Consider the following 17,308-nt stretch of genomic DNA (forward strand, 5'->3'; position numbering starts at 1 on the left):
GGTGTTTCCCGATGCGCGCTCTACTCGTGATGTTCAGCCTTCTGCTGCCCTTGTCGATGGCTCAGGCCGCCGACAAACTTCAAGTGGTGACCAGCTTCAGTATTCTGGATGACATCACCCACCAGATCGGTGGCGATCACATCCAGATCAGCAACATGGTCGGCCCGGACGCCGACGCCCATACCTACGAACCCACGCCGGACGACGCCAAGGCGCTGCTCAAGGCCCGGGTCATCATCAAGAACGGCCTTGGCTTCGAGCCCTGGCTGGACCGCCTGGTGACCAGTACCGAAACCAAAGCCACGGTCGTGACCGCCAGCAAAGGCGTGATCTCTCACACCATGGAAGAAGACGGCGAAACCATCCCCGACCCGCACGCCTGGCATAACCTGGCCAACGCCGAAATCTATGTGAACAACATCACCAAGGCGTTGATTGCCGCCGACCCGGCCAACAAAGCCGATTACCAGCGCAACAGCCAAACCTACCTGAAAGAAATCTACCGCCTGCTGGCCGAGGCCAAGACCCAGTTCGGCGCGCTGCCACCGGGCAACCGTCGCATCGTCACCTCGCATGACGCCTTCGGTTACCTGGGCCAGGCCTATGGCATTCAGTTCCTTGCGCCCCAGGGTCTGTCGACTGAACGCGAACCGTCTGCCGCCGAAGTCGCGGCGCTGATCACCCAGATCCGCAAAGACAAGGTCAAAGCCGTGTTCATGGAAAACATCAAGGATTCGCGCCTGCTCAAGCAGATTGCTGACGAAAGCGGCGCGCAGATCGGCGGCACCTTGTACTCCGACGCCCTCGCCGCCGAAGGCCCGGCCAGCACCTTCACCGGGCTGTTCGAATACAACCTCAACACCCTGTGCGCGGCCCTGAGCAAGCCATGACCCTGAGCATGCTCGACCTGGAAGAGGCTGCCATGGGCAGCCGCTTTCCACTCGACACCGTGCTCGACGCCGTGGCGTGGAACAGCGACGGCCTGATTGCCGCCGTCGCCCAGCAACACGGCAGCGGCGAGGTATTGATGCTGGCCTGGATGAACCGCCAGGCCCTCACCGAAACCCTGGCCACCGGGCAAGTCTGCTATTGGTCGCGCTCGCGCGGGCAGCTGTGGCGCAAAGGTGAAAGCTCCGGTCACTGGCAACAGCTGGTCGAGGCCCGGCTGGATTGCGACGGCGACGCCGTGCTGCTGATCGTCGACCAACGAGGCCCGGCCTGCCACACCGGCCGGCCCACCTGCTTCTACAACGCCATCGACGGCGCCCACGTTCACATCATCACCTCGCCCCTAAAAAAGGAGCCCGCTGCATGATCCGCAAGAACCCTTCCGGCGATCTGCCGGTGATTGCCGAATCGGCCTACGTGGATAAAACCGCGATCATCTGCGGCAAGGTCATCATCGGCGAAAACGTCTTCGTCGGCCCTTACGCCGTGATACGTGCTGACGAAGTCGACGCCACTGGCGACATGGACCCGATCACCATTGGCGCCAATTCAAACATTCAAGACGGCGTGGTCATCCACTCCAAATCCGGCGCGGCGGTGACCATTGGAGAATTTACCTCCATCGCGCATCGCTCCATCGTCCATGGCCCCTGCACCGTCGGCGACCGCGTGTTTATCGGCTTCAACAGCGTGCTGTTCAACTGCGCCGTCGGCGATGGCTGCGTGGTGCGCCACAACTCGGTGGTCGACGGCCGCGACCTGCCCGCCGCGTTCTACGTGCCCTCCACCACCCGCATTGGCCCGAACACCGACCTGTCGCAATTTCCGCCGGTGAGTGTCAGCGCTTCAGAGTTTTCTGAAGACGTGGCGCGCACCAACGTCGACCTGGTGCGTGGTTACAAAGCCCTGCAAAACGAGTTCTGAACCATGAGCCGCCTGCTGATTCGCAATGCCCGCCTGGTGAATGAAGGCCGGGAGTTCGATGCCGATGTACTGGTCGCCAATGGCCGCATCGAGAAGATTGCCGCCAGCCTCGAAGGCTACAACGAGCCGCTGGAAATTGACGCCCAGGGTCAATGGCTGCTGCCAGGCATGATCGACGACCAGGTGCACTTTCGCGACCCTGGCGCGCCCGACAAAGGCAGTTTTTACAGTGAATCCCGCGCGGCGGTGGCCGGTGGCATCACCAGTTTCATGGACATGCCCAACACCCACCCTGCCACCCTGAACCTGGAAGCCCTGGCCGATAAGAAGCGCCGCGCCGCGCTGCACTCGGTGGCCAACTACGGCTTTCACTTTGGCGTGAGCAACGACAACCTGGACATCGTCGCCGCCCTCGATCCGCGTGAAGTCGCCGGGGTGAAAGTGTTCATGGGCGCCTCCACCGGCAACATGCTGGTGGACGACCCGCGAATTCTCGAGCGGCTGTTTGCCGAAGTACCGACCATCCTTCTCGCCCACTGCGAACACACGCCGAGCATCCTGGCGAATGAGCAGCGCCTGCGTGAGCGCTTCGGCGAGCACATTCCCGCCGTCGCCCACCCGCTGATCCGGGATGCCGAAGCCTGTTTTCGCTCATCGTCTTTTGCGGTGGAACTGGCCCAGCGACACGGCACGCGCCTACACGTGCTGCACCTGACCAGCGCTCGCGAGTTGGCCCTGTTCGAAGACAAGCCTTTGGCCGAGAAGCGCATCACTGCCGAGGTTTGCCTGCACCATCTGCTGTTCGATGACCGCGACTATCACCGCCTTGGCCACCAGATCAAATGCAACCCGGCGATCAAGACCCGCGCCGACCGCGACGCGCTGCGCCTGGCCTTGCTGAGTAATCGTCTGGATGTGATCGGCAGTGATCATGCGCCGCATACCTGGGCGCAAAAACAGTTGGGCTATCGCGAAGCGCCGTCAGGCCTGCCACTGGTGCAGCACGCGCTGCCGGCGTTGTTGGAGCTGGTGATTGACGGGCATTTGCCGCTGACCACACTGGTGGCAAAGACCAGTCACCGTGTGGCCGACCTGTTCGCTATCCCGGATCGAGGCTATCTACGCGAGGGCTATTGGGCCGACCTGGTGCTGATCAAACCTGAGCCCGAAGGCAAACCCGTCAGCAGCCAGCCGATTCTCGCACGCTGCGGCTGGACGCCCTTCGCCGAGCGCAGCTTTCGCCACAGCGTCAGCACCACCCTGGTGTCCGGCCACCTGGCGTGGCACAACGGCCAGGTGATCGACAGTTGCCAGGGGCTGCCCCTGCACTTTCTGCGTTAAGCGCGGGGTTTGACCGTACCGCAATCGTTGCCCAGCCATTGGGCGTGAGTGTCCAGGCTGCCCTTTTGCTGAACGCCGGTGGCATTGAAGGTACCGTTGACGGTGGTGGTGAATTCCTGCTGGCTCTGGAAGGTCGCAACGCCAGTGCCTTGGGCTTTCGGGCAGCTGAAACGGAATTTCCACTGGTTGCCGGTTTTGTCGGTCACTTGCTGTTTGCAGCCCGATTGCGGATCGGTCAAGGGAATAGAATCAGACGCGACCTGGGCAGGCGTCAGGCAAACCTGCACGCCTTTGCCGGCCATGGTGATGCCCTGTTTTTCGAGCATGGCGCGCTGTTCGGGCGTCATCTGTTGCTTGAGCTGACCGAGGATCAGCGACAGGTCGGGCAAGTCCTGGTTATCGACTTTCATATTGCTGGTGGTCAATTCCCACAAGCCCGGCGCCAGCATCTGCGCCTGAGCCGCCACGGGCAGCGTCAATCCAACAACCATGGCCAAACCAAGCAGACGAGCATTCATCGGGTAACTCCTGGGTAATTGTGGGCGTTAGACGCTGCAAAGGCGCCAGTGTTGCACGGCAAATAAAATAGCGACATTCGTCGTCGAACATGGTCTGTTAGGGCACTGGATTGCCTGGAGTGATGTCGTTCATGGATTTTTTTGGCCCGCACCTGCTCGCCTACTTCATTGCCACGCTGCATTTTCTCGGGACGCTCGCCGCGATCCACGCGGTGCTGACCGTCAGGACCGCCCAAGGCTCGATCGCCTGGGCCTTGTCGCTGATGTTCATGCCCTACCTGACGCTGATTCCCTACCTCATCTTTGGCCGCAGCACCTTTGACGCGTACATCCAGGCGCGTCGCCAGGCCAACCAGGAAATGCACACCGCCATCACCGCGCTGAACTGGCGCCCGTGGGTCGAAGAAGCCCTGACAGCGCGCAACTCCCACGCCTATGCGTCCTTGCGCGCCATGCCCAAATTGGGCCGCATGCCGTGCCTGGCCAACAATGACGTGCGCTTGCTGATTAATGGCGATGCCACGTTCAGCGCGATTTTCGCGGCGATTCGCCAGGCTAAGACCGCGGTGCTGTTCCAGTTTTTTATCATTCATGACGACGATCTTGGCAGGCAGTTGCACGCCCTGCTGAAGGAAAAAGCTGCCGAAGGTGTAGATATTCACGTGCTCTACGACCGCATCGGTAGCCACGCCCTGCCCCACAGCTATGTGCAGTCGCTGCGCGACGCCGGGGTCAAAGTCAAAGCGTTCGCTACCCGCAGTGGCTGGCTCAATCGGTTCCAGGTCAACTTTCGTAACCACCGCAAGATCGTGGTGGTCGACGGCCTCACCGGCTTTGTCGGCGGGCATAACGTCGGCGATGAATACTTGGGCAAAAAACCGCCACTGGCGCCGTGGCGCGACACCCACGTGCAGGTTACCGGCCCGGTGGTGGCGTGCCTGCAGGAGTCGTTTGCCGAAGACTGGTTCTGGGCCGCGCGCGAGCTGCCGCCGCTGATCCTGCCTGACGCCTACCCCGAAGACGGCGTGCTCTGCCAATTGCTCGCCAGCGGCCCGGCCGATCCGTATGAAACCTGCTCGCTGTTTTTCGTCGAGGCTATCCATGCCGCGACCGAGCGCGTGTGGATCACCAGCCCGTATTTCGTACCCGATGAAGCGGTGTTCGCCGCCCTGCGCCTGGCGGTTTTGCGCGGGGTCGATGTGCGCCTGCTGCTGCCGTCGCGGCCTGATCACCGTATCGTCTACGCCGCCTCCAGCCTCTACGCCATCGAAGCCGTACGCGCTGGCGTGCGCGTGTTCCGCTACAAGCCGGGCTTCCTGCACCAGAAAGTGGTGCTGGTGGACAGCGAAATCAGCGCAATCGGCAGTGCGAACATGGACAACCGTTCGTTCCGGCTGAATTTTGAAGTGATGTTGCTGACGGTCGATGAAGCGTTTGCCAGCCAGGTGGAGCAGATGCTGCTGGACGACTTCGCACAAGCCCATGAAGTCAGCCACGAAGAAAGCCTCGAGACCCGCCGCCTGCAACAGCTGGGCATGCGAGTGGCGCGTTTGATCTCACCGATTCTCTAACAAACAACACAGAAACAAATGTGGGAGCTGGCTTGCCGGCGAAAGCGGTGTATCAGTCGACCCATCTGGTCCTGATACACCGCCATCGCCGGCAAGCCAGCTCCCACAGTTTTTTGATCTGCAGTGTGCTGAAGATCAGCGGTAAATATCTTCCCGCGTCCACGGCAGTTCATGGCTGCCATCAGCGTGAGGCTTCACTGCCAATATCTGGTGCAAGTTGATCCAGCCCCGCGCAAACGCATATGCGCACCCGGCCAGGTACAGCCGCCAGATCCGCAACGCTTGCTCCGGCACCATCTTGGCGGCCGCCTCGAGGTTGTCTTCCAGGCGTTCACTCCAATGGTCCAGCGTGCGCGCGTAATGCAGGCGCAGGCTTTCGACGTCGACCACTTCCAACCCGACTTCGCTGATTTCCGCCGTCATCATCGCCAGGTGCGGCAGCTCGCCGTTGGGGAACACATATCGCTCGATAAAATCGCCGGCGCCACGGCCTACGGGGCGACCGTCGGTGTGCTTGGCGGTGATGCCGTGGTTCATCACCAGGCCGCCTTCGCGCACGGCGCCAAACAGCACCTTGCAGTACTCCGCCAGGTTGGCGTGGCCGACGTGCTCAAACATGCCCACGCTCACCACCTTGTCGAAACGACCGTCCTGAGGCAGATCGCGGTAGTCGAGCAGTTGCAGGTCTACCTGGTCTTCCAGCCCCTCGGCCTTGACCCGTTCACGAGCCAGCGCCAACTGTTCTTTGCTCAGCGTGATACCAAACACTTTGACGCCGAACTCGCGCGCCGCAAAACGCGCCAGCCCACCCCACCCACAGCCGACGTCGAGCAAATACTCGCCTGGCTGCAGCCGCAACTTGCGGCACAGGTGGCGAAATTTGTCTTGTTGGGCCTGATCGATCGATTCGCTGCCGGTTTCGAAATAACCGCAGGAGTACGCCATGTCCTGATCCAGCCACAGCTGGTAGAACTCGTTGGACAGGTCGTAATGGTAGGAAATGGCCGCGGCATCAGTGGCCTTGTCGTGGATCGAGCGTACCGGACGACTCTCCTCGTCGTCTTCAATCAGGGCGTGACTCAGTTCGTCACATACTCGGATTACTTCGCTGATGGAGCCTTCCAGCTCCAGTCTGCCCTCGACGAAGGCTTCGCCTAATGAGTCCAGCGTTGGATGAGTCAGGCTGGACACGACCGTGGGGTCCTTTACCACGATCGTCACACTGGGCTCGGGGCCCAGGTTAAATTCATGGCCGTCCCAGAGTCGAAGACGCAGCGGTAGCTTGAGATTCTGTAAGGCCGGTGGAAGTTGCGCGAGCATGAGTAGTCCCCCCTTGTTTCAGACGTCTGGAGTGAGGGTAGACCATCCGAAGACAAAGTAGGAGGCTATCGATTTGATAGCACTTAACTATAAGGCTCGATGCTCGAGCAAACCGTCCTGGATCCACTGTTTCAGCCAGGTCACCGCTTGCAGTGGCGCCCCCTCTCCATAAGTGACTGCCAACCCTGTGCACAGTTCTGAAAAATTCCAGCCGGTGGTCACCATGCCCGCCAGCGCACAGGCTTCAGCCGGCTCAAGGCTGCGGTAATGGCACACATTCTGGTGACGCCACACCAGGCACATCTGCGCCCGTTCCAGCGCCTGGCTATCAGGGAAATCCGACTCATCCTTGCTGGCCCGCCAAATCGCCACGCTATTGAACTGACACAGCACCTGTTGCACCGAAGGCGCCAGGCCTACCTGCAAACCCGGCCAGTTTTCGGGGGCCAACTGCGCCATGTCATTCACACCCAGCGGCTCACCCTGCGGCGCATCGAACGCCAAGGTAAACGCCCACTCCAACCGCGCCAACTCGGCCAGCGGCGCGCTGTGCTCTTGCACCAGATGCTCGACGAGAAACGCCGGGAACCGCTCGCCCAGCCAACGCAGGCTGTAATGGGCCGACGGATAGCGGCGTACATAGGCGTCCGTCAGTAATGCAAACTCGTCGTCACCCAGCCAATAGCGGATGGCGCCGAAGTCATGCCGCAACACTTCCTGAAGCCGCGACACATAGGCGTTGTGGTAAATCGCCAGGCCCGTGTCCACATCCAGAGTCGGCCCACCCAGCAAGGTCGCGGCAAACCCACTGTTGGCCACCGAGCTTTCGGACAATAGATGCTGCTCAAACGCCAGCTGCCAGTCGATCAGGCGCATAACGCCCTCCTGGCCAACGCGCTGGCGCCCAGCTCACGGGCCTTGCTCAACTCGGCGAGCAGCTCTTCGAACGGCGGGAAATGGTCATCGCGCTCCAGCAATGTCGACACCGGCCCCAACAGCTCCAGCGTCTGTTGATACAGCGCCCACACCGGATCGCACACCGGGTGATCATGGGTATCGACCACGTAGTCGCCGTAATCCCTATGCCCGGCCAAGTGCAGTTGGCGGATGCTTTCAGGCGGCAGGCTGCGGATAAACGTCCAGGCGTCGAAGCCGTGGTTACGCGAGCTGACATACACGTTGTTCACGTCCAACAACAGCTGGCAGCCGGTCAGGTGGGCCAGGGCCTTGAGGAATTCCCACTCGGTGAATTCGTCGGCCTTGGAACGCACATAGCTGGAAACGTTTTCCAGCACCAGCGGACGCTGCAAGACGTCTTGCACTTGGCGCACGCGGCCGGCCACGTGGTAGAGACTTTCTTCGGTGTAAGGCAGCGGCAGCAGGTCATGCAACTGATGGGCGTTGCCGCGGCTCCAGCACAGGTGATCGGAAACCCACGCCGGCTGAATGCGCTCGGCGAGCTGCTTGATGTGTTTCAGGTAATCGATATCGAGGGCATGCGGCCCGCCGATGGACAGGGACACACCGTGCATCACCAAGGGATAGCGCTCGGCTATCGCATCCAGGTAGTACAAGGCTTTACCGCCCTGGACCAGATAATTCTCGGAGATCACTTCAAACCAATCCACGGCCGGCGATTGTTCAAGGATCTGCTGGTAGTACTCACTGCGTAAACCCAGGCCGTAACCCAGACTTGGAAGGGACGCGGACATGACTCACTCCAGGGCAAAGTGTCCGCAGCGGTGGGGGGCGTCCGCTGCGGGTGCACTCGGTGCCGGTTACTCGCCGACGGTGCCGCCAGCCTTCATGCAGGCAGCAGCGGAGGGCTTGGCGAGGAAGCCCTGGCCTTTGCAAGAACCCTGACCTTTGCAAGCATGGTCCTTGGTTTTGCAGTCGTTCTGGCCTTTGCACGCGTTGATACCGTAGCAGTGCACAGCCGTGTCAGCGGCTTGAGCCTGGGTCACAACACCAGCAAACAGGGTAGCGGCGGCCATCGCAAGGGCGGCACCAGCAGCAGCGGATTTGAAGTTCATTTTTAGAGTCCTCATGATCGGTAGGGGTGCCGGTCTGAACGGAGTGTTCAGTCTCGACATACCACTAGAGTGAGGACCCTTATCGGCGTTACAGCTGTATGCAGATATTTCTGAAATTATTCTTCAAGCTTCAAAAGTGGCTCCTGAAAGCGCAGCAAACGCCCGGCATTGCCCAGTACCAGCAAGGTGCTCAAGTTATGCAACACCGCCGCAATCATGGCGCCGGCCGCGCCCAGCCAGCCAAACGCGGCAAACACCACAATAGCCAGCGTCCAGCCCAACCCGATGATCACGTTGACCTGCAACGTGTGGCGGCACTGGCGACTCAAGCGCACACACGTGCCCAGGCGCCGCAGGTCGCTGCCGATCAACACCACATCCGCCGACGCCAGCGCGATGTCCGCACCGCCCGCGCCCATTGCCACACCGACCACGCCCGCCTTGAGCGCCAGCGAGTCATTGATGCCATCGCCGACGACCATTGGCCGAAAGCCACTGCCGATTTCCCCGAGCACGCGGTTGAGCTTGTCTTCCGGCAGTGCCTGGGCTTCGACGTCGCTGATACCGACATCCAGCGCCAGGCTGTCGGCCACGCTTTGACGGTCACCGGTCAGCAGCAGTTGGCGGCCCAGGCCCAAGTCGCGTAGCTCCTGCAGGGCCTGGCGCGCTTCCGGCTTGACGCTGTCTGCGAGCAGCAGCCAGGCGAGGAACTGGCCGTTCAGCGCCAGACCGGCAATCGGGCCGTCATGATCAGGGACTCGGGTGGTCACGATGCCCAATTGCTCGAACAATTCCGGGCGCCCCAAAGCCGCTTCGCCCTGCTCGGTCTGCGCCACCACGCCCAGGCCCTGGCGTTCGCGAATGTCCGTCAGCCCCAGCATTTGCTCCTGCGTTGCCAGCCCCGCCAACGCACGGCTGACCGGGTGGCTGCTGGCCGAACCCAGGCTGGCGGCAAGGTTCAACAACACCTGCCGATCCGGCGCCGTGGTGTCGATGGATTGCAAACGCAGCGTGCCAAACGTGAGCGTGCCGGTCTTATCCACAACCAGCGAGGTGAGGTCCGCCAACTCCTCGAGAAATGCCGAGCTGCGAATCAAAATTCCGTGCCGCGCCGCCACTGCAATCCCGGCAATCGCCGTGGCCGGGGCGGACAGCACCAAGGCACACGGGCACGCCGCTACCAGCACGGCCAACATCGCCTGGGCGTCATTGGTCACAAACCAGGTCACCGCCGCCAGCAGCAACACCAGCACCATATAGCTGCCGGCGTAACGCTCCAGCAACCGCGTGATCGGCGGCTTGGAACGTTCGGCGTTCTGCATCAGCGCAATGACTTTGCCCAGGGTCGATTCGTTACCGGTGCGCGTCACTTCCAGGCGCAGCAAGCCGTCGAGGTTGATCGCGCCACCAAACACCTGCACGCCCACGCTGGCTTCCAGCGGCACCGACTCACCGGTGATCGGCGCCGTGTCCAGGCTCGCCTGGCCCGACAGCACCACACCATCGGCCGGCACGCGATCACCGGCACGCACTTCGACGATATCGCCGCTGTTCAGCGTGCCGTTATCCACTTCCACAATGCTGCCGTCGGCCTGCACCAACCGCGCATGGCTGCGGGTCAGTTTGCCCAGGGCATGAATCGCTTCCTGGGAGCCAATCACGCTGCGCTCTTCCAGCACGTGGCCGAAAATCATGATGATCGGCAGCAATGCAGCCGTCAGCAGATCGCCCGTGGCCCACGCGCCGATCATCGCCAGGGCGATCAATTGGTCGGTGATGCCATGCAGGCTCGGGTAACGCAGGCTGTACCAGGCCGAACGCATCACCGGCACGGCCACCAGCAAGGAAGCGACGCCGAGCAGCAGTTGGCTGACACCGTTCTGGTCGGGCGCCAGCCAGCGCCACACCAAACCCAATACCAGCAAGCCCAAGGCCAACATGGCCAGGGTCAATTGCCGGGCAGCACTGCGCTGCTCGGCGGACGTCAACATAGGCGCGCTCATTGTTCGGCTCCCTGGATGATCAAGCGGGAGTCGTCTTTGGGATCGACCGTGGTCACCGAACCGGCCTGGCCGAGAATCTTCGGCAAGCGTTCGCGATACAGACGCAGCATGAGGCCCGGGTCTTTGACCTGGGCCAGGCTGGCGACGGTGGCCGTTTGCGCTTGGGCATTGGCCAGGCGTTCGCTGGCTTGGGCGTGGGCCACTTGCACAACGCGGTCGGCCTCCTGATTGGCGGCTTGGGTGAGTTTTTCCGCGTCGGTGCGCGCATTGGCCACGGCTTTATCGGCTTGTTGGCTGGCCGTCAGCACTGCGTTGAAGGCATTCACCGCCGGGCCCGGCAGGCTTGATTGCACATCGACACGCGTCACGTCGATGCCCAACCCCAAACCGGTGGAGGCCAAGTCTGCCAAGCGTTTATTGATGCCTTGCACCAGATCGCCGCGCAGTCGCTCACGGCGTTCGGCGGCGCCGTTATCGCTGCCGATCAATTCCGGGCGCGCCACCAGAATGGTGTCCAGGTCGCGCGCCGCCGCCAGCGCCACGGCGCTGCGCGTCACCAGGCGATCCAGCGCCGGCAGCACGTGCTCGCCCTGCAGCACGAACGCGTAGGGTTCGGTGACCTTGTAGAACACCCGCACATCCAGCTGCACCACACCGGCGTCGCCGGTTAGCAAGTAGCCGGAGCCTGCCAGCGCGTCGCTCAACGGCGCGGCAAAGGTGGCCACGCGGTCGGCCTGGGTCGCCGCGTCGGAACGCAGCAGGTTCTCCACCCGACGCTCAATCACACGGTCGGCTGCCGGCAGCAATACCACCTGCTCGAACGGCTGCGGCCACGCCAATAAAAGGCCGGCGTTTTGAATACGGTCCAGCGCGCCGAAGTGCAACACCACGGCGCGGTTCTGCGGGTCGATCTGGCGCACATTGGAAAACGCCCAGGCCAACGCCGCCAACACCGTCACCGCGTACAGCGCCAGGAAGGTCAGGCGCCCGGCCTGGATCCATGGGCTGTCCGGGCTGTCACGCTCACTCATGGCTGAACATCCTTCGGCCCGTCCACCAGTGCGCGGAACGGCGCGGCGTCAGTGCGCAGGATGATTTTGGTGCCCGGCGTCACCACCGTGCCCAAGGTGTCCAGCGAGCGCAGCAGGTTGTACAGCTGCGGATTGCCGGCGTAGGCACGGCCATAGATCTGCGCCGCTTCGACCCGCGACTGCGCCTCGATATCGGCGGCCTTCACCGTGGCATCGGCCTGCACGATGCGCGCATCACGTTCGGCGGCGGAGCGAATCTGCGCCGCTTCACGTTTGCCCACGGCAGTGCGTTCGGTGGCGATGGTCTCGCGCTCGGCGCGCATGCGGTCAACGGTGGCGGTGAGGGTGACCGACGGCAGGGTCAGGCGTTCAACGCCGACTTGCGCCACGCGCACGCCATAAGTGGTGAGCAATTGTTGATCAATCTGCTGGCGCAACTGTGCCTCAAAATCAGCGATGCGCACTTGGCTGGCGTCGGTGTTGACCAGGCTGGACAGGTCAAAGCTGGCCGCAGTGGTCTCCAGCGCCGAGCCGACGAAGGTGCGAATCTGCCGCGCCGCTTCATCCGGCTGGTTCTGCACCGCGCGCATAAAACGCTGCACATTGTCGGCATCGCCCTGCACCTGCCACGCCACGTAGGCCTGCACGATAATCCGCAAGCCGTCGCGGGTGCCCACGTCCTGCAAACCGCTGGAGGTGGTGCGCAGGCGCAGGTCCACCGGGATCGCCGCTTCGAACGGCGCCGGCCAGCGCCAGCCCAGGCCTGGCTCCAGCAGCACCCGCGACGGGTTGCCGAACCGCGTAATCACCGTGGCTTCGCCGGAACGCACCTGCACCAGGCTGGCGGCCGCCACCGCAAACAGCACCAGCAACACCGCCCAGGCCATGCGCCGCCAAGGAAACGGGCCAGCGGCTTGTTCATCACCGTGGTGGTGATGGTGGCCGTGATGATGACCATGATCGTGAGAATGAGCGCTCAACAGACAGACTCCTTATTGAACGGCTTTACGCGGCGCCCTAGGGTCGGCCGGCAAGGTAAAAGAACGCAGATCGATCGTCGGTGCGCCGTCGGCGCCCAGGCGGTGATCCAGAATAAGCAGCTTGGCGTGGGCCAGGCCTTGGCTGAGTTGGCCGAGGTACTGTTCCAGCACGAATGCCTGGCCAGCGGTGGCGTAGGCTTTTTGTTCGGCGCTGAACCGCAGGTCGGCCGCTTGCGCGCCAGCATTCACTTCGCGCGCGGTGGCCAACGCCTGATCGCGAGCAGTGCTGGCCTGCAGCAAGGCCTGGTTGGTCTGTTCGCTGGCAGCGCCGCGTTCGCGGGAGATCAGCGCCTGGGCGCCGATCTGCGCAGCCTGCACGGCGTGGTAGGCATTGGCAGCGCCAGCCGGTGGGTGAATCGCTTCGACCACCGTGGCCAGAATCTCCACGCCGCTGTTGAGTTTCTGCAAGTCCGCCTGCACCGAGCGGCCGATTTCGTCGGCCAGTTGGGTGCGTTGCTCACCGAGCAATTCGTCGAGCGTGCGCGAGGCAAAGTCGTGCACCAGGATGCGGCTGGCGGTGCTGCGAATCAGCGTCGGCACATCCGCGCTGTTATAGGTGGCGGCCAGCGCCGCCTGATCGGTCAGGCCAATGCGGTAGACGAACCGCACGTCCATATTGACGATCTGGAAGCTCTGCTTGTCGCCGCTGCTGCTGGCGATCACTTGGGATTTGTCATTCACATGGCTGGCGTCCCACAACCGGTTGGCGATCGTCGGCGCCGGGCCTTCGGCGGCGGCCAGCTCCGGTGTAGCCGCCTCGCTGACGCTGGTAGCGAGTTCATGCACCACGCCATTTTCGATAGCGATGACGCGGCCCAACGGCCATGGCAATCCGGCATGCAGGCCAGGGCCGAACACCGCCACAGGTTTGCCGAAGCGTTCATAAATCCCACGGCCTTGCAGGGGCACTTCGTGCACGCCGGTCAGCGCCCAGCCTACGGCCAATACCACCAGCAGCACCGGCAGGAATGCCCGGCGCATGTAGGTAAACGCCCAGATCTGGCGCAAATCGATACCGAAGCGGTTGTGCAACTCGTGCTGCAGCGCCTGCAAGGGTTGTGGCGGCCAACGCAGCAAACCGGCAATAAAGCTTTGCGCCATCAAGCGTGGTTCGAGGCGCGGCTGGCGTGGGCTGAACAGCGACAGTACGGCCCTGAGCAAAAACTCCACGGCAACCAGCCCCGGCAGCAGGCCGATCAACACGGCCAGGCGCAGGGGCCATACAGATTGCGCGCCGGCAAACAGCAGGCAGATCGCGCTGACCACCAGGCACGCAATCGCCACCCGGCTTAATTGCGCCAGCTGTGAGGCTTCCGGCCATTGCGCAGCTGTTTCCTGCGCCAGGCGGCGCTCGAACACCAGCAAGCCAAAGGCCAATGCCAGCCCCAGCGCGGCGCCAACGCTTGCCGATTGCCCCACGGCTGCAGCGGGCAGTGCCAGGTTCCAGAATTCGACAATGCTCAACAGTGCCAGCAACGACCAGCCACTCAACCACAGCACCGGCGCGCCAATCTGCGCCAGCAGGCTGCTGCCGAAACGTCCGGCAAACCGCGCGTACCCGCCCGTGTCTTCAAGCCGCGGCTCGATCAATTCCAGCGTCGGCTCTTCCAGCGCCTGCGCCCGCCAATCGGCGACCCACCACGCCGATTGCAAGCCGGCCACCAACACCCACAAGGCCGACGCGCAGTTGATCAGCACCACCGGCCAGATCGACAGCGGCGCAAACAGGGCGACAAACAATGCCAGCACCCAAGCGCAAACGGCCAGCGCCGTCAGGCTGATGCCGGCCTGGCGCAATCGACGCGCATGAAACAGCCCCTGCTGAAAACGCGGCAAGCCTTCAACCGAAGCGCCGTCAGCTTCTAGATCCACTTGCATCCACTCACGCCCGTTTGTACACAATTCGTTACGATATAACACGCGGCGTGAAATTTTTGTTCGAAAACACCCTGGTTGAACCCTACCGAGAATCCCTGTGGGAGGGGGCTTGCCCCCGATGACGGTGTATCAGCAACAGATCAGCTGACGGCCCCACCACTATTGGGAGCAAGCCCCCTGTCACATTCGTACGTCATTACCTTCGAGACCGTGACTAACCCCCCATAAACACGAGCCATCACTGGTGCAGCCGCCGATTAATCGGCACACTCCAAAACAGTTTTTCGCGGGTAAACGGACAAGGAAGCGTCGCCTCCCATGATTTCGATCTATCAGCTCAAACCGCGTTTTCAAGACTTACTGCGCCCACTCGTGCAGCGCCTCTACGACAACGGCACCACGGCCAACCAGATCACCGTGCTGGCCTGCGTGGTGTCCTTGCTGGTCGGCCTGCTCATCGCAGGCTTTGCCCAACACCTCTGGCTGTTTGCCCTGATCCCGTTGTGGATGATCCTGCGCATGGCTCTTAACGCCATCGACGGCATGCTCGCCCGTGAATTCGGCCAGCAGTCGCGGCTGGGCGCCTACCTCAATGAACTGTGCGACGTGATCGCCGACAGCGCGTTGATCCTGCCCTTTGCGCTGATCCCCGGCGTGAGCCTGGCGCCGGTGCTGCTGGTCACGTTGCTGGCGGTGTTCAGCGAATACGCCGGTGTGCTGGGGCCCATGGTCGGGGCGTCGCGGCGCTACGACGGGCCGATGGGCAAGAGTGATCGCGCGTTTGTACTGGGTGTGCTGGCCACCGGCGTGGCGCTGGGCTGGCTCGGCGCAGGTTGGGTCGACGCGGTGATGTGGCTGGTCGCGGCGCTGCTCGCCTACACCTTGGTCAACCGCGTGCGCCAGGGCCTCAAAGAAACGACGTCCCCTTCTGCATAAGGAATTTGCGATGCGTGAACAGCAAGAGCACAGCTTCAGTACCCACGACGGCGTCGAGCTTTTCTACCGGCACTGGCCGGCCACTGCGCCGCTTGGCGACGAGCCGCGCAAGGCGATCCTGCTGTTCCATCGCGGCCACGAGCATTCGGGGCGCATTGCCCACATGGTCGATGAACTGGACCTGCCGCACTTCGACTTCTTTGCCTGGGACGCCCGTGGCCACGGCCAGTCGCCCGGCGCGCGCGGCGACAGCCCAAGCTTCGCCACCTGTGCCCGCGACGTGCAAACCTTTCGAGACCACATCGGTGCCACTTACGGCATCGAAGAAGACAATTGCGCGGTGATCGCCCAGAGCGTCGGCGCGGTGATCGCAGCCACGTGGGTGCACGATTACGCGCCGAAAATCCGCGCACTGGTGCTCGCCTCCCCGGCGTTCAAGGTCAAGCTCTACGTGCCGTTCGCGCGGCCAGGCCTGGCGCTGATGCGCACATTTCGCGGCAACTTTTTCGTTAACAGCTACGTCAAGGCCAAGTTCCTCAGCCATGACCCCGAGCGCGTCGCGTCCTACGACAGCGACCCGCTGATCACCAAGGCGATCTCGGTGAATGTGCTGCTCGGCCTGTACGAAGCTGCCGACCGCGTTGTCGCCGATGCCCAGGCGATCCAGGTGCCGACCCAGCTGCTGATCTCCGGCTCGGACTTTGTGGTGCACCGCAAACCCCAGCAGCAATTTTTCGACCGCCTGGGCAGCCTGAAAAAAGAACTGCACATCCTGCCCGGCTTCTTCCACGACACCCTCGGTGAACGCGACCGTGCCGTGGCCGTGAGCAGCGCCAGGCGCTTTATCCTGCAGAACTTTGCGCACCCGCTGGACCGCGCCTCATTGCTCGACGCCGACAAGCTGGGCGCCACCTGCGCCGAGTCCGAATCCCTGGCCGCGCCGCTGCCGCGCAACTCTTTGCGCGACCTCTACTGGCGCATGACCCGCGCCAGCATGGGCCTGGGCAAGAATCTCTCGGACGGGGTGAAACTGGGCTTTGACACCGGCTTCGATTCCGGCAGCACACTGGATTATGTGTACCGCAACAAGCCCACCGGCAAAGGCGGGCTGGGGCGGATGATCGACACCAACTACCTCAACTCCATCGGCTGGCGTGGCATTCGCCAGCGCAAGCTGAATGTTGAAGAGCTGTTGCGCCTGGCCATGGCCAAGTTGCGCAGCGATGATCGCCAGGTGCGCATTGTCGACATCGCTGCGGGCCACGGCCGCTACATTCTTGAAGCCTTGCAGGGCGTATCGCCGCTGCCGGAGTCGATCCTGCTGCGCGACTACAGCGACATCAACGTGCGCGACGGTGGCGCGCTGATTCGCGAAAAAGGCCTGGGGGATATTGCGCAGTTCGTCAAAGGCGATGCGTTTGATCGCGCGGACCTGGCGGCGCTCGACCCCAAGCCGACCTTGGCGGTGGTGTCCGGGCTGTATGAATTGTTTGCCGATAACGCCATGGTCGGCGGTTCGCTGGCCGGCCTTGCCGAAGCCGTGGAGCCCGGCGGTTACCTGGTGTACACCGGCCAGCCGTGGCACCCGCAGCTGGAACTGATCGCCCGCGCGCTGACCAGCCATCGCCAGGGCCAGGCCTGGGTGATGCGCCGTCGCAGCCAGGCAGAAATGGATCAACTGGTCGAGGCCGCAGGCTTTCGCAAGATCACTCAGCGTGTGGACGAATGGGGCATTTTCACGGTGTCTCTGGCACAGAAGATCTGA

General features: G+C 62.7%; 16 protein-coding genes. 7 read left to right on the plus strand and 9 right to left on the minus strand.

Going from position 1 to position 17,308, the window contains the following annotated elements; translation table 11 throughout:
- The first annotated feature begins 11 nt into the window (after nt 1-11).
- Genes ABWL43_RS29040 through ABWL43_RS29055 form a run of 4 tightly spaced genes read left to right on the plus strand, consistent with a single transcriptional unit; the run spans nt 12 to nt 3,213 of the window.
- Complete coding sequence (locus ABWL43_RS29040; protein WP_404486057.1) at nt 12-890, plus strand: metal ABC transporter substrate-binding protein; 879 nt, start codon at nt 12-14, stop codon at nt 888-890.
- A complete protein-coding gene (gene hisI, locus ABWL43_RS29045) occupies nt 887-1,315 on the plus strand; it encodes a phosphoribosyl-AMP cyclohydrolase (protein ID WP_404486059.1) in 429 nt (142 codons plus the stop codon). The genes ABWL43_RS29040 and hisI overlap by 4 nt, the downstream gene beginning before the upstream one ends.
- A complete protein-coding gene (locus ABWL43_RS29050) occupies nt 1,312-1,872 on the plus strand; it encodes a DapH/DapD/GlmU-related protein (RefSeq protein ID WP_017135756.1) in 561 nt (186 codons plus the stop codon). The genes hisI and ABWL43_RS29050 overlap by 4 nt, the downstream gene beginning before the upstream one ends.
- 3 nt (nt 1,873-1,875) lie before the next feature.
- Nucleotides 1,876-3,213, plus strand: a complete 1,338-nt coding sequence (locus ABWL43_RS29055; RefSeq protein WP_404486061.1) for a dihydroorotase — start codon at nt 1,876-1,878, stop codon at nt 3,211-3,213.
- On the opposite strand, the gene ABWL43_RS29060 is transcribed toward ABWL43_RS29055, so the two are convergent.
- The gene (locus tag ABWL43_RS29060) at nt 3,210-3,731 is read right to left on the minus strand and encodes a DUF3617 domain-containing protein (RefSeq protein ID WP_119741192.1); all 522 of its coding nucleotides are present in this window, start codon (nt 3,729-3,731) and stop codon (nt 3,210-3,212) included. The genes ABWL43_RS29055 and ABWL43_RS29060 overlap by 4 nt on opposite strands.
- Before the next feature lie 131 nt (nt 3,732-3,862).
- Here ABWL43_RS29060 and cls point away from each other — a divergent pair, with 131 nt between their 5' ends.
- Entirely contained in the window at nt 3,863-5,302 is a 1,440-nt protein-coding gene (gene cls / locus ABWL43_RS29065) for a cardiolipin synthase (RefSeq protein WP_262206802.1), read from the plus strand.
- A gap of 135 nt (nt 5,303-5,437) precedes the next feature.
- Here the strand turns inward: cls and cfaB are convergent, their stop codons facing one another.
- The 8 genes from cfaB to hflK (ABWL43_RS29105) form a co-directional block, all read right to left on the minus strand.
- Nucleotides 5,438-6,622: a C17 cyclopropane fatty acid synthase CfaB gene (gene cfaB, locus ABWL43_RS29070; protein WP_145158346.1), complete on the minus strand. Its 1,185-nt coding sequence runs from the start codon at nt 6,620-6,622 to the stop codon at nt 5,438-5,440.
- Nucleotides 6,623-6,709: 87 nt separating this feature from the next.
- Nucleotides 6,710-7,498 carry a DNA-binding domain-containing protein gene (locus tag ABWL43_RS29075; protein ID WP_262206803.1) on the minus strand — a complete coding sequence of 263 codons (789 nt, stop codon included), beginning with the start codon at nt 7,496-7,498 and terminating at the stop codon, nt 6,710-6,712.
- The gene (locus ABWL43_RS29080; RefSeq protein ID WP_145158352.1) at nt 7,489-8,334 is read right to left on the minus strand and encodes a DUF692 domain-containing protein; all 846 of its coding nucleotides are present in this window, start codon (nt 8,332-8,334) and stop codon (nt 7,489-7,491) included. The genes ABWL43_RS29075 and ABWL43_RS29080 overlap by 10 nt, the downstream gene beginning before the upstream one ends.
- Nucleotides 8,335-8,400: 66 nt before the next feature.
- The gene (locus tag ABWL43_RS29085) at nt 8,401-8,655 is read right to left on the minus strand and encodes a hypothetical protein (protein ID WP_145158355.1); all 255 of its coding nucleotides are present in this window, start codon (nt 8,653-8,655) and stop codon (nt 8,401-8,403) included.
- A gap of 116 nt (nt 8,656-8,771) precedes the next feature.
- Complete coding sequence (locus ABWL43_RS29090) at nt 8,772-10,658, minus strand: cation-translocating P-type ATPase (protein WP_404486064.1); 1,887 nt, start codon at nt 10,656-10,658, stop codon at nt 8,772-8,774.
- Nucleotides 10,655-11,689, minus strand: a complete 1,035-nt coding sequence (gene hflK, locus ABWL43_RS29095; protein WP_404486066.1) for a protease modulator HflK — start codon at nt 11,687-11,689, stop codon at nt 10,655-10,657. The genes ABWL43_RS29090 and hflK (ABWL43_RS29095) overlap by 4 nt, the downstream gene beginning before the upstream one ends.
- Nucleotides 11,686-12,669, minus strand: coding sequence for a protease modulator HflC (gene hflC, locus ABWL43_RS29100; protein WP_404486068.1), 984 nt, complete (start codon nt 12,667-12,669; stop codon nt 11,686-11,688). Before hflC ends, hflK (ABWL43_RS29095) begins: the two co-directional genes overlap by 4 nt.
- 12 nt (nt 12,670-12,681) lie before the next feature.
- A complete protein-coding gene (gene hflK, locus ABWL43_RS29105) occupies nt 12,682-14,607 on the minus strand; it encodes a protease modulator HflK (protein WP_404486070.1) in 1,926 nt (641 codons plus the stop codon).
- A 318-nt stretch (nt 14,608-14,925) separates the two neighbouring features.
- Between hflK (ABWL43_RS29105) and ABWL43_RS29110 the strand changes: the two genes are divergently transcribed.
- Both ABWL43_RS29110 and ABWL43_RS29115 read left to right on the plus strand, forming a co-directional pair.
- A complete protein-coding gene (locus tag ABWL43_RS29110; protein WP_404486072.1) occupies nt 14,926-15,543 on the plus strand; it encodes a CDP-alcohol phosphatidyltransferase family protein in 618 nt (205 codons plus the stop codon).
- Nucleotides 15,544-15,553: 10 nt separating this feature from the next.
- Complete coding sequence (locus ABWL43_RS29115) at nt 15,554-17,308, plus strand: bifunctional alpha/beta hydrolase/class I SAM-dependent methyltransferase (RefSeq protein WP_404486074.1); 1,755 nt, start codon at nt 15,554-15,556, stop codon at nt 17,306-17,308.

This window comes from Pseudomonas sp. HT11, assembly GCF_044875395.1.
GTDB lineage: Bacteria > Pseudomonadota > Gammaproteobacteria > Pseudomonadales > Pseudomonadaceae > Aquipseudomonas.